This window comes from Aquabacterium sp., from assembly GCF_021768455.1.
In the GTDB taxonomy this organism is placed as follows: Bacteria; Pseudomonadota; Gammaproteobacteria; order Burkholderiales; family Burkholderiaceae_C; genus Aquabacterium.
The window spans coordinates 11907-35168 of sequence record NZ_JAIZVX010000024.1; the positions used below are offsets into that span (position 1 = coordinate 11907).

At 67.4% G+C, this 23262-nt stretch carries 23 protein-coding genes and 2 tRNA genes; 16 read left to right on the forward strand and 9 right to left on the reverse strand.

Going from position 1 to position 23262, the window contains the following annotated elements:
- Window positions 1-42: 42 nt before the first annotated feature.
- The 11 genes from QZ994_RS05235 to QZ994_RS05285 all read left to right on the forward strand — a co-directional run bounded on the left by QZ994_RS05235 (window position 43) and on the right by QZ994_RS05285 (window position 8814).
- The gene (locus QZ994_RS05235) at window positions 43-987 is read left to right on the forward strand and encodes a flagellin (protein ID WP_290869212.1); all 945 of its coding nucleotides are present in this window, start codon (window positions 43-45) and stop codon (window positions 985-987) included.
- Between the two features lie 121 nt (window positions 988-1108).
- Window positions 1109-2551 (forward strand): flagellar filament capping protein FliD, encoded by a 1443-nt coding sequence (gene fliD, locus QZ994_RS05240; protein ID WP_290869215.1) that lies wholly within the window; start codon window positions 1109-1111, stop codon window positions 2549-2551.
- Window positions 2552-2703: 152 nt separating this feature from the next.
- A complete protein-coding gene (fliS, locus tag QZ994_RS05245) occupies window positions 2704-3117 on the forward strand; it encodes a flagellar export chaperone FliS (protein ID WP_290869218.1) in 414 nt (137 codons plus the stop codon).
- Entirely contained in the window at window positions 3114-3461 is a 348-nt protein-coding gene (locus QZ994_RS05250) for a flagellar protein FliT (RefSeq protein WP_290869221.1), read from the forward strand. Before fliS ends, QZ994_RS05250 begins: the two co-directional genes overlap by 4 nt.
- Before the next feature lie 15 nt (window positions 3462-3476).
- A complete protein-coding gene (locus QZ994_RS05255; protein ID WP_290869224.1) occupies window positions 3477-4205 on the forward strand; it encodes a flagellar brake protein in 729 nt (242 codons plus the stop codon).
- 45 nt (window positions 4206-4250) lie between these two features.
- Window positions 4251-5213 carry a hydroxymethylbilane synthase gene (hemC, locus tag QZ994_RS05260; protein ID WP_290869227.1) on the forward strand — a complete coding sequence of 321 codons (963 nt, stop codon included), beginning with the start codon at window positions 4251-4253 and terminating at the stop codon, window positions 5211-5213.
- Window positions 5214-5234: 21 nt separating this feature from the next.
- On the forward strand, window positions 5235-6038 hold the full coding sequence (locus tag QZ994_RS05265) for a uroporphyrinogen-III synthase (RefSeq protein ID WP_290869230.1): 804 nt from the start codon (window positions 5235-5237) through the stop codon (window positions 6036-6038).
- 57 nt (window positions 6039-6095) lie between these two features.
- Window positions 6096-7271: a uroporphyrinogen-III C-methyltransferase gene (locus tag QZ994_RS05270; protein ID WP_290869233.1), complete on the forward strand. Its 1176-nt coding sequence runs from the start codon at window positions 6096-6098 to the stop codon at window positions 7269-7271.
- 20 nt (window positions 7272-7291) lie between these two features.
- A complete protein-coding gene (locus QZ994_RS05275; protein WP_290869236.1) occupies window positions 7292-8548 on the forward strand; it encodes a heme biosynthesis HemY N-terminal domain-containing protein in 1257 nt (418 codons plus the stop codon).
- 71 nt (window positions 8549-8619) lie between these two features.
- Window positions 8620-8696: transfer RNA gene (locus tag QZ994_RS05280), tRNA-Arg, on the forward strand.
- A 41-nt stretch (window positions 8697-8737) separates the two neighbouring features.
- Window positions 8738-8814 (forward strand) — tRNA-Arg (locus QZ994_RS05285).
- 77 nt (window positions 8815-8891) lie between these two features.
- On the opposite strand, the gene QZ994_RS05290 is transcribed toward QZ994_RS05285, so the two are convergent.
- From QZ994_RS05290 to QZ994_RS05310, 5 genes are all read right to left on the reverse strand, one after another.
- Complete coding sequence (locus tag QZ994_RS05290) at window positions 8892-9584, reverse strand: TVP38/TMEM64 family protein (protein WP_290869277.1); 693 nt, start codon at window positions 9582-9584, stop codon at window positions 8892-8894.
- Window positions 9585-9732: 148 nt separating this feature from the next.
- Window positions 9733-12477: a PAS domain S-box protein gene (locus QZ994_RS05295; protein ID WP_290869239.1), complete on the reverse strand. Its 2745-nt coding sequence runs from the start codon at window positions 12475-12477 to the stop codon at window positions 9733-9735.
- Between the two features lie 38 nt (window positions 12478-12515).
- Window positions 12516-12893 (reverse strand): response regulator, encoded by a 378-nt coding sequence (locus tag QZ994_RS05300; RefSeq protein ID WP_290869241.1) that lies wholly within the window; start codon window positions 12891-12893, stop codon window positions 12516-12518.
- 69 nt (window positions 12894-12962) lie between these two features.
- Entirely contained in the window at window positions 12963-14072 is a 1110-nt protein-coding gene (locus tag QZ994_RS05305) for an ATP-binding protein (protein WP_290869244.1), read from the reverse strand.
- A gap of 15 nt (window positions 14073-14087) precedes the next feature.
- Window positions 14088-14777, reverse strand: a complete 690-nt coding sequence (locus QZ994_RS05310; protein WP_290869247.1) for a response regulator — start codon at window positions 14775-14777, stop codon at window positions 14088-14090.
- A gap of 214 nt (window positions 14778-14991) precedes the next feature.
- Between QZ994_RS05310 and greB the strand changes: the two genes are divergently transcribed.
- The gene (gene greB / locus QZ994_RS05315; protein ID WP_290869250.1) at window positions 14992-15555 is read left to right on the forward strand and encodes a transcription elongation factor GreB; all 564 of its coding nucleotides are present in this window, start codon (window positions 14992-14994) and stop codon (window positions 15553-15555) included.
- Between the two features lie 40 nt (window positions 15556-15595).
- Here greB and QZ994_RS05320 read toward each other — a convergent pair whose 3' ends face one another.
- From QZ994_RS05320 to QZ994_RS05335, 4 genes are all read right to left on the reverse strand, one after another.
- Window positions 15596-17800, reverse strand: coding sequence for a bifunctional (p)ppGpp synthetase/guanosine-3',5'-bis(diphosphate) 3'-pyrophosphohydrolase (locus QZ994_RS05320; RefSeq protein WP_290869253.1), 2205 nt, complete (start codon window positions 17798-17800; stop codon window positions 15596-15598).
- Window positions 17801-17950: 150 nt separating this feature from the next.
- The gene (gene rpoZ, locus QZ994_RS05325) at window positions 17951-18154 is read right to left on the reverse strand and encodes a DNA-directed RNA polymerase subunit omega (protein WP_290869258.1); all 204 of its coding nucleotides are present in this window, start codon (window positions 18152-18154) and stop codon (window positions 17951-17953) included.
- 65 nt (window positions 18155-18219) lie between these two features.
- A complete protein-coding gene (gene gmk, locus QZ994_RS05330; protein ID WP_290869260.1) occupies window positions 18220-18840 on the reverse strand; it encodes a guanylate kinase in 621 nt (206 codons plus the stop codon).
- A gap of 71 nt (window positions 18841-18911) precedes the next feature.
- Window positions 18912-19850 (reverse strand): YicC/YloC family endoribonuclease, encoded by a 939-nt coding sequence (locus tag QZ994_RS05335; RefSeq protein ID WP_290869263.1) that lies wholly within the window; start codon window positions 19848-19850, stop codon window positions 18912-18914.
- A 29-nt stretch (window positions 19851-19879) separates the two neighbouring features.
- On the opposite strand from QZ994_RS05335, the gene QZ994_RS05340 reads away from it, so the two are divergent.
- The 4 genes from QZ994_RS05340 to QZ994_RS05355 form a co-directional block, all read left to right on the forward strand.
- Window positions 19880-20848: a serine/threonine-protein kinase gene (locus QZ994_RS05340; protein ID WP_290869266.1), complete on the forward strand. Its 969-nt coding sequence runs from the start codon at window positions 19880-19882 to the stop codon at window positions 20846-20848.
- On the forward strand, window positions 20845-21777 hold the full coding sequence (locus tag QZ994_RS05345; protein WP_290869269.1) for a PP2C family serine/threonine-protein phosphatase: 933 nt from the start codon (window positions 20845-20847) through the stop codon (window positions 21775-21777). Before QZ994_RS05340 ends, QZ994_RS05345 begins: the two co-directional genes overlap by 4 nt.
- 115 nt (window positions 21778-21892) lie before the next feature.
- Window positions 21893-22633, forward strand: a complete 741-nt coding sequence (gene rph, locus QZ994_RS05350) for a ribonuclease PH (RefSeq protein WP_290869272.1) — start codon at window positions 21893-21895, stop codon at window positions 22631-22633.
- An 8-nt stretch (window positions 22634-22641) separates the two neighbouring features.
- Window positions 22642-23262, forward strand: a 621-nt coding sequence (locus QZ994_RS05355; protein ID WP_290869274.1) for a non-canonical purine NTP pyrophosphatase, incomplete at its 3' end; no start/stop codon positions are given.

Here is a 23262-nt window from a genome sequence, read left to right on the forward strand (position 1 = left end):
GCGTCCGTGCCGGGATTCACTGGAATTTGTAGGAGTGCCAACATGCCCCAAACGATCAATACGAACGTCGTTTCGCTCAATGCCCAGCGAAATCTGAACATGTCGCAAACCTCGCTGTCGACCTCCATGCAGCGACTGTCTTCTGGTCTGCGGGTGAACTCGGCCAAGGATGACGCGGCCGGCCTGGCGATCGCCGAACGCATGAACACCCAGGTTCGGGGCATGAACGTCGCGATCCGCAATGCCAACGACGGCATTTCGTTCTCGCAAACAGCGGAAGGTGCGCTCGGCAAGATCGGCGACAACCTGCAGCGCATGCGGGAACTGGCCGTGCAATCTCGCAATGCGACCAACTCTTCAGGTGACCGTGCCAACCTGCAGAAGGAATTCCAGCAACTGCAAGAAGAAATCTCGCGCACGGTGGATGGCACCAAGTTCAACGGCAAACCCCTCTTCTCGGCCACGGCGGCCACGACGCTGGAATTCCAGGTGGGCGCAGGGACGGCCGCAGAAGACACCATCAACATCAGCGGTGCGGTCCTGGGCGGTGGCACGTCCACGACCGCGGCGTCCGCTGTGGCATCGACCTCCGCCACGGCCGAGGTCGACCTGCTCGCAACCGTCGTCGGCCGCTGGGACGGCACCAACGGCATCGCGATCGGCGCAGCGGCGTCCGGCTCGGCCAGCAACTTCGCTGACGCCGCCCAGATCGATGGGGCCATCGACGCCATCGATGCGGCGCTGGACGTCGTCAACGACAAGCGAGCAAGCTTCGGTGCCGCACAGAACCGCTTTGAAGCCGTGATTTCCAATCTTCAGGTCAGCGTGGAAAACCAGTCTGCCGCACGCGGTCGGATCATGGATGCCGACTTTGCCGCCGAGACGGCCAACCTGTCTCGCTCACAGATCTTGCAACAGGCGGGGACGGCCATGGTGGCCCAGGCCAACCAGCTCCCGCAGCAGGTCCTCAAGCTGCTGCAAGGCTAAGGGCGACATTCGTCACGCTCGCTCGAGGCGGCTGTTCAAGTTTCCTTGTGGTTTGCCGACAACCTCGATGTCCGGGTGGTCTCATGCCTCCCGGACAGCAGTGCATTGAGAGGTAACTACCATGGCGTCCTTATCTTCACTTGGCGTAGGCAGCGGCCTGGATGCAGAAACCATCGTCACCAAACTGGTGGCGATCGAAAAGCAACCAGCCGATGCGCTAACCACCGCCAACACCAAGCTTGACACCAAGGTGTCGACATGGGGCAAGATCCAGAGCACGTTCTCCGCCTTGCAGGATGCCGCCAAGTCCCTCAACAGCAGTGACTTCTGGGGCGCCACGACAGGAGCCTCCAGCGACGACACCAGCGTTTCCGTGGCCACCACCAGCGACGCGATCGCCGGCGCCTACAACGTGATGGTCAACCAGCTGGCCTCGGCGCAATACCTCACGAGTGGCGCCTACGCCAGCAAGACCGCGGCCGTGGGTGAAGGCGAAATCACGATCGAGCTGGGCACCTATGGCACCAACAATGCCACCCCGCCCGCGGTGACCTTCAATGCCAAGGCCGCGGCCAGCACGGTGAAGATCGAGATCGGGCCCGGAGACAACACGCTGGAAAAAATCCGCGACCGCATCAATGGCGCCAATGCCGGGGTGACCGCATCGCTGATCAACGACGCCGCGGGAACGCGGCTGATCATGCGTGGATCGACCGGCGAGGAAAATGGCTTCCGCGTTTCGGTGTCGGAGACCGCCACGGCGCCAGGCCTGTCTGCGCTGGCCTACGACGGCACCAAGACCGACGGCAGCAACAAGATGACCCAATCGCAGGCGGCCACGAACGCCAAGGCGACCATCAATGGCATCAGCGTCTCCTCTGCCAGCAACACCATGAGCAACGTGCTCGATGGCGTGACCCTCAAGCTGAACAAGGTGACCTCCAGCGCTGCGACCATCACCGTGGCACAGGACACAGCCAGCATCCAGAAGGGCATCACGGACTTTGTTTCGGCCTACAACAGCGTGGTGAGCACCATCCGTGTTCAGACCCTGTACGACGCCAGCTCGAAAACAGGCGGCCCCTTGCAAGGCGACGCAACCGCCCGCGGGCTGCTGTCGCAGCTGCGCAGCCTCATGGGGTCGGGCACATCGGCGTCTTCGACCTTTGGACGCCTGTCCGACATCGGCATCGACATCAAGACCGACGGCACGCTGTCCACGAAAACGAGCAAGCTGACCGACGCGATGGCCAACATGACGGAGCTGAAGAAATTCTTCTCCAACAGCGACGAGACCGTGACGGCCAACAACGGCATGTCGCAGATGCTCTTCAAGCTGACCAAGCAGGTGCTCGACACAGATGGCTCCATCGACTCGAAGACCAGCGGCCTGAAGACCCAGATCACGCGCAACAAAGACAAGATCGAGCAGATCAACGACCACGCCACGCTGGTGGAAACACGCCTGCGCGCGCAGTACACGGCACTCGACACGAACATGGCCAAGCTCAATGGCCTGTCGACCTACGTCACCGCCCAACTGGCCGCCTTGAACAACAGCTGAGGTCGATATACCCCTCATATTCTGTTTCCAGTGGGGTCAAGCTGAACAAAGACAGGTCGATAACTTCAACATCAACGTCAACCACGAAGAGCCCGAAGATGTTTGCACCGGCCAGTCCCTTCTCCCGTCCCCTCCCAGCTGGAGACCGCACCATGTCGTCGCTGTACAAGCAGGTCGGCGTGGAGACCAGCATCAGCGGGGCCAACCCTCACCAGCTGATCAAGCTGCTGCTCACAGGCTTTTTCGATGCCGTGGCAGAAGCCCGCGGCGCGATGAACAACAAGGACACGGAGCTCAAGGGCAAAGCCCTCAGCCGCGCCTTGCGCATCGTTGACGAAGGCCTGAAGGCCAGCCTGGACCTGCGCGCAGGTGGCGAGCTGGCACAAAACCTGAACAACCTCTACTCCTACGTTTGCCTGCGCCTGACGCACGCCAACCTCCGCAACGACCAGGCCGCACTCGACGAATGTGTCGCACTCATGCAGCCCGTGCGGGAAGCATGGGAGGCCATCAGTTCGAACGCCCCTGGCACCAGGATGCCCTCGGGCATGGAGCTCCACGCATGAACGCCCCCGAACTCATCAGCGTGGCTGAAGAAGAACTTTTTCAAGGCAGTCTCTTGAGCTACTACGAAGCCATCGAAAGCGCCAGCCAGGACATGCTCAACGCCGCCCGCAGCGGTGACTGGGACACCGTCGTCAAGCTGGAAGGTGCCTGCGCCGTGCTGATCGCGCAACTCAAGCACGCCTCCGACGAGCACCCCATGGGCGCCGACGAGCTGGCGCTCAAGACCCGCATCATGCAGCGCATCCTGGTCAACGACGCCGAGATCCGCAACCTCGCCGAACCGTGGATCAACGACCTCAGCCGCATGATGGGCAGCAGCACCGATCCGCACAAGATGCACTGAACAGACGGGCCGCCTGTGAACCAAGCCCCCGATCTGGACGATTTCCGCATCACCTCGCCCGTCGAGATCCTGGCCTTCCTGCGCCAGTTGCAGGAGGGCCATGTGCTTGTGACCCTCAGTGGTCCGGGCGGTGCCAGCTACAGCACCCTGCTGTGGAGCCTGGACACCCAGCGCCAGACGATCAGCTTCAGCGCCGAAGACGGTGACGCCCGCCTGCAGGCCCTGCTCGAAGGCAACGAGGTGGTGGCCGTGGCCTACCTCGACAGCATCAAGCTGCAGTTCGACGTCGATGGCCTCGTGCGCGTGCGCGGCGGCCAGCATCAGGCACTCAACGGCAGCCTGCCGCGGGTGCTTTACCGCTTCCAGCGCCGCGGCGCCTTCCGCGTGCGGCCGCTCTCGGGCCACACCCCGATGGCCACCTTCCGCCACCCTGCCCTGCCCGACATGGCCTTGTCCTTGCGCGTGATCGACGTGAGCCTGGGCGGCATCGCCCTCTTCCTGCCGGACAACGTGCCCATGATCCCGGCTGGCGTGCGCATCAACCACTGCCAGGTCACGCTGGACGACGAAACCAGGCTCGATGTCGGCCTGGTCATCCACCACGTCACCGTGATCAACCCGGAGGCCAAGGGGGCCCGCCTGGGCTGCGAACTCCTGGGCCTGGACCACCGCGACCGCAGCCTGCAGCACTACGTCAACCAGACGCAGAAACGCCGCCTGGCCTTGCCCCCGGGCAAAGGCTGAACGCGCGCACCGACCAGGCACGTCGGCGGGCCTGATAATCGGGCCATGACCGCGTCTTCCAAGCCTACCTCCCCCTGGGTGATCGCCACCCGCGAAAGCCGCCTCGCCCTCTGGCAGGCCGAGCACGTCCGTGACCTGCTGCAGACCCGCTTCGGTCGCACGGTCGAGCTGCTGGGCATGACCACCAAGGGTGACCAGATCCTCGACCGCGCCCTCTCCAAGGTCGGCGGCAAGGGCCTGTTCGTCAAGGAACTGGAGGTCGCGATCGAAGAAGGCCGCGCCCACCTGGCGGTGCACTCCCTGAAGGACGTGCCGATGGAGCTGCCAGAAGGCTTTGTGCTGGCCGCCGTGATGGAGCGCGAAGACCCGCGCGACGCGCTCGTCTCGCCGAAGTACGCCAGCCTGGCCGAGCTGCCCCAGGGCGCCGTGGTGGGCACCTCCAGCCTGCGCCGCCAGGTGCAGATCAAGGCCCTGCGCCCCGACCTGAAGATCGAGCCCCTGCGTGGCAACCTCGACACCCGCCTGCGCAAGCTCGACGAAGGCCTGTACGACGCCATCGTGCTCGCTGCAGCCGGCCTGAAGCGCCTGGGCCTGGCCGAGCGCATCCGCGAACACATCCCTGCCGAACAGATGCTGCCGGCCGCCGGCCAAGGCGCCCTGGGCCTGGAAGTCCGCACCGCCGACGCCGAACTGCGGCAGGCCCTGTTGCACCTCGCCCACGAACCCACCTGGCTGGCGACGCTGGCCGAACGGGCCGTCTCGCGCGCACTGGGAGGCAGCTGCTCCATGCCCCTGGCCGCCTTCGCCCATTGGGAGGGCGCGCAACTGGTGCTGGAGGCCCGACTCGGCCACCCGGAACAGGCCGGCATCGTCAGCGCCCGCCAGGCCGTTGCGGTGCGCAGCCATGCCGAGGCCGACGCCCTGGGCCAGGCCGTCGCGGCCACGTTGCAGGCGCAGGCAGGCCCGGCCTGGCTGGCCGCCCTGCACCCGGCCCCCCAGGCCGATTGAAGCGCCGCCGCGGCCTTGTCCATGCGCCTGCTGGTCACCCGCCCGCAACCCCAGGCCGGTGAATGGGCCCAGGCGCTGCGCGCCCAGGGCCTCGATGCCGTGGCCCTGCCACTGATCGCCATCGAAGGCCCGGCCGATCCGGCGCCCGTTCTGGCCCTCTGGCAGCGACTGCCCACCACGCGGCTGCTGATGTTCGTCAGCCCCGCCGCCGTCGAGTGGTTCTTCCGGTTGCGCCCGGCGGGTCTCGCCTGGCCACCCACCTGCTTTGCCGCCGCCCCCGGCCCGGGCACCGCCCGTGCCCTGCTGGCGGCTGGCCGCGCCCACGGACTCACGGCCGAGCAGCTGCTCACGCCGCCCCAGGAAGCCGAACAGTTCGACTCCGAAACCCTCTGGCCCGTGCTCAGCCCTCTGAACTGGGCCGGCCAGCACGTCGCCATCGTCAGCGGGGGCGACCAGGGCGAGGCCAAAGGCCGCACCTGGCTGGCCCAGCAACTGCGCGAACGCGGCGCTCAGGTCGAAGCGGTGCTCTGCTATCAGCGAGGCCCTGGCACCTGGTCGGCCGCCGAAGTCCGCCTCGCTGGCGAGGCCCTGGCCCAGCCCGGCCAGCACATCTGGCTGCTCAGCAGCTCCCAGGCGCTGCACCACCTGGTGCAACACCATCTCCCGGCCTGGCCCCAGCTGCCCCCACCCTGCTGGGACGAGGTCCATGCCCTGGTCACCCACCCGCGCATCGCCGAAGCGGCCCGTGAACAGGGCATCCGACACGTCCACCCCACCCGCCCCACGCTCGAAGCAGTGGTGCAGGCACGACGCCCTGCCACCTGAGCGGCGGCGGGCCCGAATTCACCACGGTCTGTCAGACCTCGTCGATACAATCAAACCGTGACCGACACCAGCGCCCCCCCCACCGAACCGACGCCGCCTGTGCGCCCTGCCACAGCCGATGCGACCGACACCTTTGAACCCGCTTCGCCGGACTGGGTCCGCTGGGCCGTGATCGTGCTCAGCGCGGCCACGGCCGGCGCAGGCTGGGTCGCCTGGAACACGCAAAAGCGCGTACAGGGCCTCGAGCAGGAACTCGTGCGCCGCCAGCAGGACACCCAGGGCCAGTCGGCCGAAGCCCGCATCCTGGCGAACCAGGCCCAGGCCCTGTCGCGCGACGCCGTCGCCCGCGCCACCCTGCTCGAAACCCGCGTGGCCGAGGTCGCCCTGCAGCGCAGCCAGGTCGAAGACCTGATCAAGACGCTCAGCCAGTCGCGCGACGAGAACCTGGTCGCCGACATCGACGCCGGCCTGCGCGTGGCCCTGCAACAGGCCACCCTCACCGGCAGCGCCGACCCGCTGGTCACCGCCCTGCAATCGGCCGACGAGCGCCTGACCCGCGCCAAGCAACCGCGCCTCGACAACGTGCGCCGCGCCGTCGCCAAAGACCTGGACCGCGTGCGCGCCACCCGTGTGGCCGATCTGGCCTCGCTGAGCATCCGCCTGGACGAGGCCGTGCGCCTGGTCGACGATGTGCCCCTGCTCAACCAGCCGGAGGCCGTGATCGCCGGCAAGAACGAAGCCAATGCCCCCAAGGCGACGCCCGAACCTGCCAAGGCTGGCGGCAAGGCCTTGCCCAAAGGCCAGAAGGTGGCGGCCACGGAACCGGCCCCCGCCGCCAGCGAGGCCCCGGGTTGGGGCGACCAGCTCCTGGCCTGGACCCGCGGTGGCGCCGAGACCGTCTGGAACGAAGCCCGCGGCCTGGTCCGCCTCACGCGCATCAGCCGACCTGAGGCCATGCTGATCTCGCCCGAACAGGGCTTCTTCCTGCGCGAGAACCTCAAGCTGCGCCTGCTCAATGCACGCCTGGCCCTGCTCAGCCGCCAGACCAACACTGCCGTCAACGACCTGCACATGGTGCAGCAGGCCCTGCCGCGCTACTTCGACACCGAATCGCGCAAGACACAGCTGCTGCAGTCCATGCTCGCCGAGGTGATCGGCCAGGGCCAACAGACCCTGGTGCCCCGCCCTGACGACACCCTGGCAGCCCTCGCGGCCGTCAGCGGTGGCCGCTGAGCCAGCGAAAGGACGACCCCATGCGTTCCATCGTCTGGTTCCTGCTGCTGGCCATCGTGGCCGTGGTCGGTGCCACCGCCCTCGGTGCCAACGACGGCCTCATCACCATCTACTGGCTGGGTTGGCGCGCCGACCTGTCCCTCAACCTCTTCCTGATCACCCTGGTGCTGGTCTACTTGGGCGTGTATTCCCTGGTGCGCGGCCTCGACAGCCTGCTCGGCCTGCCCGAGCGTGCCAAGCGCTGGCGTCTGGGCCAACGCGACCGCCTGGCCCAGGCCGCCCTGCGCGAAGGCCTGGCGCTCTACATGGCCGGCCGCTACACCCGCGCCCACAAGGCCTGTCAGAAGGCCGTGGCCATCCAGGCCGACACGCCTGAGCTGGCGCTCGACGCCGAGTTCACCGCCCTGGCCCACCTGCTGTCGGCCGGCAGCCTGCACCGCCTGCAGGACAGGCCTCGCCGTGACGAGCACCTGCAGCGGGCCATCGAGCTCTCTCAGCTCACGCGCAAGCCCCGCGCCACCGAAGAAGGCGCCCGCCTGCTGGGGGCCGAATGCGCCCTGGAAGACCGCGACGCCGCCCGCGCCCTGCGCGACCTGGCCGAGCTCCCACCCGGCGTGGCCCGCCGCACCCAGGCGCTGCGCCTGAAACTGCAGGCCGCGCGCCTGGCCCGCCAGCCGGTCGAAGCCCTGCGCACCGCCCGCCTGCTGGCCAAGCACCAGGGCTTCACCGCCTCGGCCGCTGAAGGCCTGTTGCGCACCCTGGCCACGGAAACGCTGGACTCCGCCCGCGACGCCGACCAGCTGCGCAACCTCTGGCTCCACCTCGACGCCAACGACCGCCGCGACCCCCACGTGGTCGCCCATGGCGCCCGCCGCATGGCCCGACTGGGCGCCCCCCGTGAGGCCCGCCAGTGGCTGGCCCCGATCTGGGATCGCCTCACCCAGCTCCAGCCCGACGCCATCGATGCCCAGGCTCGCGCCTTGAGCGAGAACCTGCTGGGACTGGAAGCCGAATGGTTGCCCCGCCTGGACGCCTGCAACCAGCTCGCGCTGCGTCACCCTGGCCTGGCCCTGGCCCTGGGCCTGGCGCTGGCTGAACGCCAGCTCTGGGGCAAGGCGCGCGGCATGCTGTTGTCGGCCGCCAACGACCTGCAACTCGACCTCGAACGCCGCCGCACCGCCTGGGCCCGCCTGGGCCAACTGGCCGAACAGGAGCACCGAGAAGAGGAGGCCGCGCGCTTTTACCGCCTGGCCGCCCTGCCCGACCGCGCGGAATGACAAAGAAAATGTCGAAAAAATCGGCGGGGGTTTACAGCAGGGTCAAAAAACTGCTATAGTTTCACTTCTCGGCGGCTGTAGCTCAGTTGGATAGAGTACTTGGCTACGAACCAAGGGGTCGTGGGTTCGAATCCTGCCAGCCGCACCAGATCATGCAAGTGAGATGGTGACACCACCGAGACAAAATTTGCGGCTGTAGCTCAGTTGGATAGAGTACTTGGCTACGAACCAAGGGGTCGTGGGTTCGAATCCTGCCAGCCGCACCAGTTCTTCGGAACAGAAAACGGGTCAGATGCTCAGCATCTGGCCCGTTTTTCTTTGTGCGGCTTCTTCGTGCGGCATGTCACCGCGCCACCAACCGCGCCACCCGCCGCCTGAACCACCACATGCTGCCCGCGATGGCCAAGGCCACGCCCCCCAGCAGCAGCCACGGCCCCAGGCCTGGCGCCGCCCAGACCGCCTGCAGGCGCTCCAGGAACAGGGTGATGAGGACGGTGGCGGGCAGCAGCCCCAGGAAGCTGCCCATCAGGTAGTCACGCAGGCGCACACCCAGGGCGCCCGTCGTCACGTTCACCATCAGAAAAGGCGCCACGGGCAGCACCCGCACCAGCACCACGGTCCAGAGGCCGCGCTGTGCCAGGTGCTGGCTCAGCAGGGCCAGGCGCCCGCCCGAGGCCTGGTCGACCAGGGCCAGACCGGCCAAGCGCCCAGCGCCATACCCCACCAGAGCGCCGCTCAACATGCCGCCCATGGCGTAGGCCATGCCCGGCCAGGGCCCGAACACCAGCGAGCCCACGCTCACCAGCACGGCCACCGGCACGGCCAGGTTCACGGCCAGCACATAGCCCCCGATCACGGCCAGGCCGCCCAACGGGCTCGCGCGCAAGCGGCTGCCCAGTTCGCTCAGGCCCTCGGGGTGCAGCCAATGGCGGGCCACCGGGTCGCGCCACAGCAGCACCAGCCCCAGGGCCAGGCCCAGGTAGACCAACAGGATCAGGCGACGCGGCCAGCGTGACCAGCGCGCCGGTTGCACCACGCTCAAGGGGCCGCTCCGGATGAGGACGCCATCGGCGGCGCCCATTGACAAGAAGGCGCCCATCTTGCGGCCCATCCACGGCGCGAAAGCCCGGGGCCTTCCCTCGATCCGGCGTGCATCCCCCTTGCATGAGGGGCGGCCGTTGAACTCAGGCCGCGGCCACCAGCGAGGCCTCCTGCAGCCCGGCCGGCAGCGCCGATCGCACCGGCAGCCACAGGATCACGGTCGTGCCCACGCCGGCCTCGCTGCCCACGCCCACCTGGCCGCCATGCAGCTCGATGATTTCTTTCACGATGGTCATGCCCAGCCCGGTGCCGGGGATGTTGCCCGAGGTGTCGGCCCGGAAGAAGCGGTCGAACACCCGCGCAACCTGCTCTGGCGTCATGCCCAGGCCATGGTCGGTCACGCGCACCCCCACCTCGCCCTGCCCGGCCCGCTCGCGCCAGACCACGTCGAGGTCGATGCTGCCGCCCTGCGGCGAGTACTTGTAGGCGTTCGACAGCACATTGGTCAGCGCCAGCGAGAGCTTCTCCCGGTCCACGTCGACCACGATGGGCTCGTCGGGCAGGGTGGCCTGTACCACGCGGCTGTCACCGTGGATGAGCAGGCCGCTCAAGGTGTTGTCGATGATGGGGCGCAGGGCCTGGGTCTCGCGCTTGAAATCCTTGCCGCGACGGGACTCGATGCGGGCCAGGTCCAGCAGCTCGTTGACCAGGTTGATCAGGATCTGCGACTGGCGGTGGATGGTCGAGAGCATGTCCTGGCGGCGCTCATCGGTGAACTGGCGCTTGAGCAGCAGCTCGGTGAAGCCAAAGATGCTGGCCATGGGCGTGCGCAGCTCGTGGGCGGCCATGGAGAGGAACTCGCTCTTCATGCGGTCGACCTCGAGCTCGTGGGTGATGTCCCGGAAGTACATCACCACCTCGTTGTCGTGCCCACCATGGCGCACCCGGCGCACCAGGGTGCGAGTGCACGGCGTGTGCAGGTGCAGCAGTTCGCGCGAGGCCCGCAGGCCGGACTCCGCCTCACCGAAGGCACCGCCCTCGCCGATGCCGCGGTCGTCCGTCTCGACCGATTGGCACAAGGCCATGAGCTGCTCTTCGAAGGCCGACTGCCCCTGGCCGACCAGGTCGGCGGCCATCAGGCCGGTCATGCGTTCAAAGGCCGGGTTGACGATGCTGACCTCGCCTCGCTTGCCCAGCACCACAAAGCCGTCGGGGCTGAGGTCGAACACGGCATTGAGCCGCTCGGTGCGCAGCTGCAGCACCTGCTCGGAAGCGATGCGGTCGGTGATGTCGGTCTGCACGCCCACGTAGTGCGTGAGCTGCCCGTCGGGGCTGAGCACGGGAGAGATGGCCAGGTCGTTGTAGAACAGGCTGCCGTCCTTGCGGTAGTTGCGCACCACCACCTGGCAGCCCTTGCCGGCGGCGATGGCCTCCCGCATCGTGACAAGGCCGGGCTGGTCGTGGTCGTCACGCTGCAGCAGCTTGCAGTTCAGCCCCAGCACCTCGTGGCTCTCGTAACCGGTGATGCTCTCAAAGGCCGGGTTGACGTAGATGATGGGCTGCTTGGGCAGGGTCATCGAGACGATCACCACGCCATCGGCCGAAGAGCCCAGCGCCCGTTCGCGCAGCAGCAGCTCCTGCTCAGCCCATTTGGCATCGGTGGTGTCGCGCACGATGAAGGTCTGGATCAGCTCGCCATCGACCACGGCGCGGCTGGCCGACATCGCCACCGGAAAGGCCGTGCCTTCATTGCGCTGCCCAGTGGTCTCGTGGCCGATCACGCGGTTGGAAAAGCCGTTGTCGGCAAACCAGTCGTCCAGCGAACGACCGCTCAGCGAGGGCAGGACGGTGCTCAGTGGCTGACCGGCCAGGGCCTCGAGCGTGCGGCCAAAGATGCTGGTCGTGGCCTGGTTGCACCAGCGCACCAGGCCCTGGGCGTCGGCCATGAGGATGGCGTCGGGCGCCGTGTCCATCACCGCCTGGTTGCGAGACTGGGTGTGCTGCAGGGCCGCGGCCATGTCGTGCGCCATGGCACTGGCACGGCGACGGGTCGAGATCAGCATCAGGTAGACGTGCATGGCCACCAGGGTGCACATCAGGCCCGCTGCGCCCGACACCCACATCCCCGTCTGGTGCAACAGGGCATCGCCCCAACCGCGGGGCATGGGGCGGCCCTCGATCTGCAGGCTCAGCGTCTGCCCCGCCACCGTGACGGGCAAGGTGGTGTAGCGCATGCCGCTGACCACCCCGCCATCACGGGCCGGCGTGCCGGAGCGCAGCAGGCTGGCACTCAGCAGCCAATCGACCTGGCGGGTGGTGGGCAGGGGCAGGAGTTCGTCGTCGTGCAGCAGCCAGGTGGCCCATCCCAGGCCCTTGATGGGGTGAACCAGAAAACGCCCTTCGGCCTCCACGCTGCGGGAGGCCGGGCAAAGCGACAGCGTCGCGGCATTCGCCGAGGGCAGACAGGCCAGCAGGGCTTCGGCGTCGGCACGGCTGCTGCCCAACAGGGCCTCCAGGCCCTCGGCCTGCCAGGCGCGCCGCGGCACGACCACCACCCCACCGGCCGACCAGGCGCCCACCTCGCTGGCGGCGAGCGGCCCCTGCGTCCCCATCCAGTTGGCCACCTGCTCCACCATGAGCGCACGGTGGTCCAGTCGGTCCTGCACCAGGCGCTGCACGCGCACCGCATCGGCATGGAAATCCTGGGCGCCGCGCTCGCGGTCGACCCACCACACGGCGCCGATCAGGGCGAGGGTGAGCAAGGTGCCGACGATCACGATGGCGCTCACCACATAGGCCGTCGGCAGCTTGCCGGTGACCCGCTCCAGGCCACGCAGAAAGCGCTCGGTGACATCGGGCGTCGGGCTGGGATCCTGCTGTGCGCTCATGGCCTGTCTCCCCGCGACCTCTGGGGTCGCCTCGTCGATCAGGCCGAGAGACCGGCCATGGCTTCCACGCGCTCGATCAGCTCGAGGGGGCTGAAGGGCTTGACCAGGTAGGCGTCGGCGCCAGCGGCCTCGCCGGCAGCCAGGTCGGTGGCCTGCCCGCGTGCGGTCAGCATCACCACCTGGATGGCCTTGAGTTCAGGATCCTGCTTGATGCGGGTACAGACCTGGTAGCCATCGAGCAGGCCGGGCATCATGACGTCGAGCAGCATGATGTGCGGGCGAATGGCCCGCGCCAGATTCAGGCCCGACTCACCGTCCTGCGCTTCGTGGATTTCGAAATCCCCGAATTCCAGCGTCATGCGGATGAGTTTGCGGATGTCGGCCTGGTCTTCGACGATGAGGATGCGATGGGTCATGCGGTTCTCCTGCGCCAGGACACGGGCCCCGGCATGCGGTGGTGGGATCGTGGCGACCACGGCCGGGCATCAGCCCTTGCCATCGGCTGCCTTGACCGGTTTCTTGCTCATGCTGCGCGCCAGCAGCTGCGACATGTCGCGGGCATAGCGCTGCGCCTGCTCGACCGACAACTGCGCATCCTGCGACGCGGGGGCGCCAGCCGGGATCTCCAGCACGAAGTCCACGCCATCAAAGTCGTCTTCGATGCGCACCGAACCACCGTGCTGCGCGAGGATGCGCTGGCTCAGGGCCAGGCCGATGCCGCGGCGCTCCACTGGCTGGGCGCTGTCACCCACCCCGAAAGGCACATAGGCGCCACGGCGCTCGTGGTTCGACACGAACAGCCCCTGGTTGTGGGCGCGCACCATCACGCGCGTGCCCACGGCCTGAACCTGCAGGCGGATGCGGCTGCCCGACTGGGCGCTGCGCACCGACTGCTCCAGGTACTCCGACATGGCCTTGGCCAGCCAGTGCGAGCTGCCATAGACGGTGGGCAGGTCGGCCTCCAGGCCTTCGGTCAGGATGGCGATGTTGCGCGCGCTGGCCTGGGGCATGACCTCGTCGAGCGCCTTGCGCAGCAGGTCGGGCAGGAAGATGCGCTCGTCGCGTTGCAGGGCGCTTTCGCCGAAGACGCTGGTGAGGTCGCGCAGCTTGTCCAGCTTGGCCGACAGGGCCCGCGCTTCGTCGGCCAGAGCCCCCAGCTCGTCGGCCCCCACAGGGCGCTGTGCCCACTGGCCGATCTCGGGCAGGGCCCGGGCCAGCGCCTCGATGGGGCGGGCCATCTCTGCCTCGATGTAGCCGATCAGGTTCTCCAGGGCCTGCGAGTACCAGCGCTCTTCCGACACGTTGTTCATCACGACCATGAGGTCGTTGCCCACCGGGGCGTTGATCAGCACGGCGCGGATGGTGTCGGGGTGGGCTTCCTGCGTGGTCAGCTCGAACTGGAAAGGCAGGTTCAGCATGTTCTGCCCGCCGGCCTTGACCGTGCGATCGGCCACCGGGTCCATCATGGCCTGCCCCAGCATCACCGGGGTCATCTGCACGGCAGCCTTGTTGGCGTAGCGCACGGTGCCGTCGCGCTGCACCCAGACCACGCCACTCTTGACCTGGTCAAACAACATGCGAAAGGCGTCGTTCATGGCAATCTTTCAGGATCAGGACACACGTTGCCCAAGCAGCTGGCGCCCCACCCGCACGGCCACGGCCTCCGGGCTCACGGGCAGGCGGATGAGTTCGGCGCAGTCGGGCAACCCACCACGCGGGATCAGCTCGTCTTCGCCCTGCTCAGACAGCACAAGGATGCGCATGTCGCCCACCGGCTCGCAGCGCTCCAGCGTGCGCAACATGGCCAGGCCGTCCATGCCGGGCAGCTCCAGGTTGGTGATGAGCAGGTCGGGGGCCTGCTGACCGATCTGCAGCAGGGCCAGGTAGCCGCTTTCGGCCGTGCGCAGGCGCACCGAGGGGCCATAGGGCTGCAGGGCACGCTCACAGCGCTGCTGCCAGTCCTGGTCATCGGCCACCAGCAGCACGTCCAGCGGGCGCAGGCTGTGCAGGCCATCGTGCTGGCGCGTGTCGGGCTGGCTGGCGGGCACTTCGCGCAAGGCGAGCTCCCGCTTGCTGAGCGTGCCGCGGGCCAGGGGTTCGCCGCCCAGGCCGGTGCTCAGCGCCAGGGCCTCCACGGCGTTGTAGGGGATGCGGCGGTGGCCGCCTGGCGTGCGCGCCGCAGGCAAGATATCGGCCTCCACCCACAGCTGCACCGTGCGCAGGGACACCCCCAGACGCAGGGCCGCCTCGCGGGTGGTCAACATGCGGGCACCAGGGCCCAGGGGGATGACTTGGGACATCGCTCACCTCGTAACGCGCTTGCAGCGGAAGAATCACCCTCTGCTTATCGGTCACGGTTTCAGTTTTTCGAGATGGCGACAAGCCCTCGTCAGCCTTCCCCGCCACAAACTGGCGCAGCCCGTGAACAATTGGCGAACGGCGTGCGGTCGGTCGACCACACCAGGCTTCATCCACCGAGGCGCCAGGCCTCGGCACATTCGGCACAATCCGGGCATGAGCAAAGCCTTCACCAAGGAATCCGACAGCGAGGACGACGACGACCTCGCCCTGCCCCCCTTGCCCGCGGGCGGCAAGAACTACATCACACCCGACGGCTACCAGCGCCTGCGCACCGAACTGATCAACCTCATCGACGTGGAGCGCCCCAAGGTGGTCGAGATCGTGCACTGGGCCGCCTCCAACGGCGACCGCTCTGAAAACGGCGACTACATCTACGGCAAGAAGCGCCTGCGCGAGATCGACCGCCGCATCCGCTTCCTCACCAAGCGCCTGGACATCGCGGAAGTGGCCGACCCGACCCAGCACCACGGCAACGACCAGGTCTTCTTCGGCGCCACGGTGACCTACGAAAACGCGGCGGGCGTCGAGCGCACCATCACCATCAAAGGCATCGACGAGGTCGACAACCTGAAAGGCGAGGTCAGCTGGATCTCGCCCATTGCCCGCGCCCTGCTCAAGTCCCGCGAGGGCGACGAAGTGCAGCTCATGACACCCGGCGGCGTCGAGCGCATCGAGGTCATCAAGGTCGTCTACCCGGCCCCGAGCGTGGCCCACTGAGTCACGGCGCCGGCCGCGGCTTCAGACCCGACCGGCTGCATCAGGGGCAGACGCGCTCGGCCTTCAGCACCACCGTGCAGCGGCGCAAGGTGCGCAGCACATCGGCCAGGTGCTCGGTGTCGCGCACCGACACGGTCAGCCGCAGCTCGGCGGTTTCGCCCAGGCGCTCATCGCCCATCTCGATGTGGGTGATGTCGGTCTCGGCACTGCTGATGGATGCCGCCACCTGGGCCAGCACGCCCTTGCCGTTGGTGACCAGCACCGACACGACGGACTCGAACTGGCGGGTCGGCTCATCGGACCAGACCACGTCGATCCAGCGCTCGCTGTCGCGCTCGAAGAGGCGGCGCCCGGCCCCGCAGTGCTGGGTGTGCACCACCAGGCCCTCGCCACGGCCCAGGTAACCCGCAATCGGGTCGCCCGGCACCGGGCAACAGCAGCTGGCCAGTTGCACCGTGGCGCCCTCGCTGCCATCGATCACCACCGAACCCTGCGTGGGGGCGTCGTCGGCCGCAAACCGGCCCAGGGTCAGGGTCAGGGCGTCCGGGCGCTCGCCGGATTCGGCCATCAGCGTGGCCAGGCGCTTGGCCACCATCGTGGCAATCTTGCGGCCCAGACCGATGTCGGCCATCAGCTCCTGCTGGCTGCGGTTGCCCCCCCAGCGGATCAGGCTTTGCCACAGGGCCCCGGTTTCGCCCTCGCTCTCCTCGTCGCCCGGCGGCAGCGTCAGGCCTTCGGCACGCAGGGCCTGGGCCAAGAGCTTCTCGCCCAGGTCCAGCGACTCCTCGGCCTCCATGTTCTTCAGGTAGCTGCGGATCTTGGAGCGGGCACGGCCCGTGCGCACGAAGTTCAGCCAGCCCGGGTTGGGCTTGGCGCTCGGGGCCGTGATGATCTCGACCACATCGCCACTGTGCAACTGGGCGCGCAGCGGCACCGGCTCGCCATTGACCTTGGCCGACACGCAGCGGTCGCCCACACCCGAGTGGATGGCGTAGGCAAAGTCCACGGGCGTGGCACCCTTCGGCAGCGCCACGATGCGCGATTTCGGCGTCAGCACATAGACCGACTCGGGGAACAGGTCGATCTTCAGGTGCTCCAGGAACTCGGCCGAATCGCGCGTCTCGTGCTGGATGTCGATCAGCGACTGCAGCCACACCGCGGCCTGCTGCGGCGACGCGTGACCCGGGCCTTCATGCTCCTTGTACATCCAGTGCGCCGCGATGCCCTTCTCGGCCACGGCGTGCATGGCCTGCGAGCGGATCTGGAACTCCACCGCCGTGCCCACCGGGTTCACCAGCGTGGTGTGCAGCGACTGGTAGCCGTTGGCCTTGGAGATGGCGATGTAGTCCTTGAACCGGCCGGGCAAGGGCTTGTAGAGCTGGTGCAGCACCCCCAGGGCACGGTAGCAATCCAGCAGTTCGCGGGTCACGATGCGGAAGCCGAAGATGTCGCTCACCTGGGCAAAGCTCAGGTGCTTCTCCACCATCTTGTGATAGATCGAGTAGATGGTTTTCTCGCGCCCATAGACCTCGACGTCCATGTCCGCGCCCACGAACGAGGCCAGCACCTCGCCACGGATGCGCTCCACCAGGTCCCGGCGGTTGCCCCGCGTGCGCTTCACGGCCTTGGCCAGCACCGCATACCGCCAGGGGTTGATGTACTGGAACGACAGCTCCTGCAGCTCGCGGTAGGTCTGGTTCAGGCCCAGGCGGTGCGCGATCGGCACGTAGATCTCGATGGTCTCGCGGGCGATGCGGGCGCGCTTGTGCGCCACCATCGCGGCCATCGTGCGCATGTTGTGCAGGCGATCGGCCAGCTTGATCAGGATGACGCGCACATCGCGCGCCATGGCCAGCAGCATCTTGCGGAAGGACTCGGCCTGCGACTCTTCCTTGGTCGAGAAGTGCAGCTTGTCCAGTTTGGTCAGGCCATCGACCAGCTCGGCCGTGGGCGCCCCGAAGCGCTCGATCAGCTCGATCTTGGTGACGCCGCAGTCTTCCATCGCGTCGTGCATCAGCGCGGCCATGATGGCCTGGGCGTCGAGCTTCCAGTCGGCACACAGCCCGGCCACGGCAATCGGGTGGGTGATGTAGGGCTCGCCGCTGGCCCGGAACTGCCCCAGGTGGGCCTCGTCGGCGAAGCGGTAGGCGTCGCGCACCCGGCGGATGTCCGCCTCGTCCAGGTAATCGAGCTTGTGGGTCAGGGCGGCAAAGGATGCCGCTGCAGCGTCAGTGGCCAGGGTCATGTCTTGACTGTAGCGCGGTTCAATGCCCCCGGGGGGCGTCGGGATCTCTGGAAAAAATGACAAAGGCCCGCCGAAGCGAGCCTCTGGATGCCCTGGTCAGGGCGGCTGCCTCAGGGGTTCCCCCCGGGGCAGCGCGAGCCGATCTTCAGATCAGGTCGGGACCTTGCGCAGCATCTCGATGCCGACCTGGCCGGCGGCGATTTCGCGCAGCGCGGTCACGCCAGGCTTGTTGCGCGATTCGATCTTGGGCGTGTGGCCCTGGCTCAGCATGCGGGCACGGTAGGTGGCAGCCAACACCAGCTGGAAGCGGTTCGGGATCTTTTGCAGGCAATCTTCAACGGTGATGCGGGCCATGGCTGGTGCTCCTAAGGGGTCTGACGGATCTGGTGAACGGGCCGGCCCACAGGGCCAATCCGGGCTCAGACCAGATTGAGGGCACGGAACACGGCAGACTTGTTCCGGCGCTGAGCCGCGTATTTTAACCTCTGCGCGTGAACAATGGCCTTCAAATCGAACAAAGCCGATTCGAACAGGGCATTCACCACGATGAAATCGAAGTGCTGGGCCTGCCCCACCTCGATCCGGGCATTGGCCATGCGCACCTCGATCACCTCAGGCGAGTCCTCGCCGCGACGGTTCAGGCGCTGCAGCAGCTCTTCGTAGCTCGGCGGCAGGATGAAGATCAGGATGGCGTTGGGGAAGATCTCCTTGATCTGCAGGGCGCCCTGCCAGTCGATCTCCAGCACCACATCTTCGCCGCCCTTGATGCGCTCCTCGATCGCGTGGCGCGAGGTGCCGTAGTGGTTGCCGTGCACCTCGGCGTGCTCGAAGAACTCGCCGCGCTCGACCATGGCCGAGAATTCCTCCCGGGTGGTGAAATGGTATTCACGGCCGGGTTGCTCCTGCCCGCGCGGTGCACGGGTGGTGTGGGAAACGCTCACCTGCAGGCGGGCGTCGAGCTCCAGCAGGGCCTTGACCAGGCTGGATTTGCCCGTGCCACTGGGGGCCGAGACGACGAAGAGGTTGCCGGGGTAGTCCATGGCGGGGGCTCCAGGGCGGGCCGGTGCGGCACCGGCGGGTTTCACGGAAAGATCAGACACCTTATCGGTGCTCACTCGATGTTCTGAACCTGCTCGCGCATCTGCTCGATCAGGACCTTCATCTCCACCGAGATCTGGGTCAGCTCCAGGGCCGCGGCCTTGGAGCCCAGGGTGTTGGCTTCGCGGTGCAGTTCCTGGATCAGGAAGTCCAGGCGCTTGCCCACCTCGCCGCCCTTCTTCAACAGGCGAGCGATTTCATCCAGGTGGGCCTTCAGGCGCTGGAGCTCTTCGTCCACATCGATGCGCAGGGCGTAGGCCGCGGCCTCGCTCAGCGCGCGCTCGTTGGCGGCTTCGGGCGTCACGGTGCCGCCCACGGCCTGCAGGGCCTCCTGGTACTTGGCCACGAAGCGCTCCTGCTGGCGCAGCACGGCCTGGGGCACCAGGGGCGTGGCCTGCTCGGCCAGGGCCTGCAGGCCCTTGAGCTTGTCTTTCAGCACCGCCACCAGGCGGGCCCCTTCGCGCTCGCGGGCCTCCTTCATGGCCTCGACGCACTGGCGCGCCGATTCCATGGCGATCTCTTCCAGCTTGGCCACGGGCGCCGCGGCACGGCACCAGTGCAGCACCTCGTTGACCGAGAGCGGCCCCGCCTTGGGCAGCCAGTTCTGCACCATGCCCTCCAGCCGGGCCAGGGTGTGGAGCTGGTCAGGCTGGGGCTGGGGCCAGGCCGTGTCGGCGGCGCGCTGAGGCTGGAGGCGAAACTCCATCTTGCCCCGTTTGAACGAGGCCGTGAGCAGCTCGCGCAAGGCGGGCTCGAGGCCCCGGAACTCGTCTGCGAGCTTGAAGCTCAGGTCGAGGAAACGGCTGTTGACCGAGCGCAACTCGGCGCCCACCGCACCCTGTCCGCCCTTGCGGGAAGCGGCTGGCGCATCGCCATCCTCAGCGTGGTCTTGGGCGTGGTCGGGGGCCGACGCAACCGCGCTGGCAAAGCCGGTCATGGAGTAGACTGACATGGTTACTTGACACCAGACAAAACTCGATTATGTCAAAGCCCAAACCCGCGCCGCTCCCTTCGGGCACCGTCGTGGGCGGCTACTCGGTGATCAAGAAGCTGGCGGCGGGTGGTTTTGGCGTGGTTTACCTGGCCGAAGACCCGGACAAAAGGCTCATTGCGCTCAAGGAATACCTGCCCGCCTCCCTCGCAGAACGGGCTCCGGGTGAGCTGATTCCCCGCGTCAAGCCCGACAAGCAGCCGCTCTACCGTCTGGGCCTGAAAAGTTTTTTTGAAGAAGGCCGCTCGCTGGCGCAAATTGCGCACCCCAGCGTGGTGTCGGTGCTGAATTTCTTCCGGGAAAACGAAACCGTCTACATGGTGATGAACTACCTCCAGGGCGACACCCTGCAGGATTTCATCGTCACCGCCCGCGACCTCAAGCGCGACAAGGTCTTCCGCGAATCCACCATCCGCAGCCTGTTCGACGAGATCCTGCGTGGCCTGCGCATCGTGCACCAGCACAAGATGCTGCACCTCGACATCAAACCGGCCAACATCTTCATCACGAACGACAACAAGGCCGTGCTGCTCGACTTCGGTGCCGCACGCGAGGTGCTGTCCAAAGAGGGCAATTTCATCCGCCCGATGTACACGCCCGGTTTCGCCGCACCCGAGATGTACCGCCGCGACGGCAGCCTCGGCCCCTGGACGGACATCTACGCCATCGGCGCCTGCATCTATGCCTGCATGCAGGGCTACCCCCCCAACGACGCCCCGCAACGCCTCGAAAAAGACCGCTTGGGGCTGTCTCTCTCGCGCCTGCGCAATGTCTATTCGGATAACCTGATCGAGGTCACCGAGTGGTGCATGTCACTCGACCCGCTGGCCCGCCCGCAGAGCGTCTTCGCCCTGCAAAAGGAGCTGGCCCGTGAAACCGAGCGTCGCTACTCCAAGCTGACCTTTGCCGAGCGCGTGAAATTGCAACTCGAAAACCTCAAGACGGGAGCCAAGGCATGAGGTTCTCCGTCTACCAGATCAGCCGCAAGGGCGGCCGCGAAAAGAACGAAGACCGCATGGGCTATTGCTACACGCGGGACTCCGGCCTGTTCGCGCTGGCCGATGGCATGGGCGGCCACCCCGAAGGCGAGATGGCGTCGCAATTGGCCTTGCAGACCATGGCCGCGCTCTACCAGCGCGACGCCCGCCCGACCCTGGCCGACCCCATCCGCTTCCTGCAGGACGCGATCATGGCCGGCCACCACCAGCTGCTGCGCTACGCCAGCGAAAAGGGCCTGATCGACACGCCTCGCACCACCATCGTCGCCTGCATCCTGCAAGGCAATGCAGCGTACTGGGCGCATTGTGGCGATTCGCGCCTGTACTTCGTGCGCGGCGACAAGCTCATCGCCCGCACCCGCGACCACTCCTACTCCGAGCTGCAGAACACGCTTTCCAGCGTCGTGCCGCTCAACGAGCGCTACAACCGCAACGTGCTCTTCACCTGCCTGGGCAGCCCCGGCAAGCCCGTGGTCGACACCGCAGGCCCCCTGCTCCTTCAGGAAGGCGACCGCGTGCTGCTGTGCTCCGACGGCCTGTGGGGCACGGTCGACGACGACATCATCACCCGCCACCTGGCGACCCGCACCATCTCCGATGCCGTGCCAGAACTGGTGGAAGATGCCCTGCGCAAGGGCGGCCCCAAGTGCGACAACGTCACCGTGATCGCGATGGAGTGGGAATCGGCGTCCAACGAGGACAGCAACGTCTCGACCGAAGCACTGGGCGACGAGGTCTTCGCCTCCACCATCCAGGCCAGCGTGGGCAACAGCAACAGCCCGGGCGACAATGTCGAGATCGACGACCTGGACGAAGCCGAGATCGAGCGCTCCATCCGCGAGATCAACGAGGCCATTCGCCGCTCGGCCAGCGCCGCCAAAAAGAGCTGACCCACGCGTCCTAGCGGCCTGCGCCGGCCCTTCTTTACCCCACGGGCACAGCCACCCTCCGGCGCGTGCCCGTTTCGCTTTCCAGCCGCCCTTGTTCTTCTGAAAGACCTCCGCCATGGCCTTCCAACGCCCCCACGGCCGCGCTGCCAACGCGCTGCGCCCCCTGAGCCTCACCCGCGGCTACACCAAGCACGCCGAAGGCTCGGTGCTGATCTGCTTTGGCGACACCAAGGTGCTCTGCACGGCCACGGTCGAAGAGCGCATCCCGCCCCACAAGCGTGGCAGCGGTGAGGGCTGGGTCACGGCCGAGTACGGCATGCTGCCTCGCGCCACCCACAGCCGCAGCGACCGCGAAGCCGCCCGAGGCAAGCAGACCGGCCGCACGCAGGAAATCCAGCGCCTCATCGGCCGCAGCCTGCGCGCCGTGTTCGACCTGGCCAAACTGGGCGAGCGCACCATCGTGATCGACTGCGACGTGATCCAGGCCGATGGCGGCACCCGCACCGCCGCCATCACCGGCGCCTACGTGGCCGCGGTCGACGCCGTCAACGGCCTGATCGCCTCGGGCAAACTGAGCGCCAGCCCCATCGTGCAACCGGTGGCCGCCATCAGCGTCGGCATCGTCGAAGGCACGCCGCTGCTCGACCTCGAATACGTCGAAGACTCGGCCTGCGACACCGACATGAACGTCGTCATGACCGGCGCCGGCCACTTCGTCGAGGTGCAGGGCACGGCCGAGGGGGCGGCCTTCAGCCGGACCGAGATGGACCAGCTCCTGACCCTGGCCGAGCAGGGCATCCGTGAACTCATCGCTGCCCAGGCCACCGCCCTGGCCCAGCCGCTCGTTCAAGCCTGAGGCCCGCCATGAGTCCGCAACGCACCCTCATCCTCGCCTCCAACAACGCCAAGAAGCTCAAGGAGTTGCAGGCCCTGATCTCGCCCCTGGGCGTCGCCCTGGTGAACCAGGGGGCACTCGGCATCCCCGAGGCCGAAGAGCCGCACGTCACCTTTGTGGAAAACGCCCTGGCCAAGGCCCGTCACGCGGCACGCGAAGGCCAGGGGCCGGCCCTGGCTGACGACTCCGGCCTCTGCGTCGACGCCTTGGGCGGCGCACCGGGTGTACGTTCGGCCCGCTATGCGGTCGACGCCGGCCGCGTTCCCGAAGGCGCAGGCCGCGAGGTGATCGACCCGGCCAACAACGCCTGGCTGTTGCAGCAGATGGCGGCCCACGCCGACGCCAACCAGCGCCGCGCCCACTTCACCTGCCTGCTCGTGGCCGTGCGCCATGCCGACGACCCGGAGCCCCTCATCGCCGAAGGCCACTGGCAGGGCACCCTGCTGCACGCCGAGCAGGGTGAACACGGCTTTGGCTACGACCCGCTGCTCTGGATCCCCTCCCATGGCCTGAGCGCCGCCCAACTGCCCCCCGAGGTGAAGAACGGCCTGAGCCACCGCGCCCTGGCCTGCGCCCAGTTGCTGGCCATG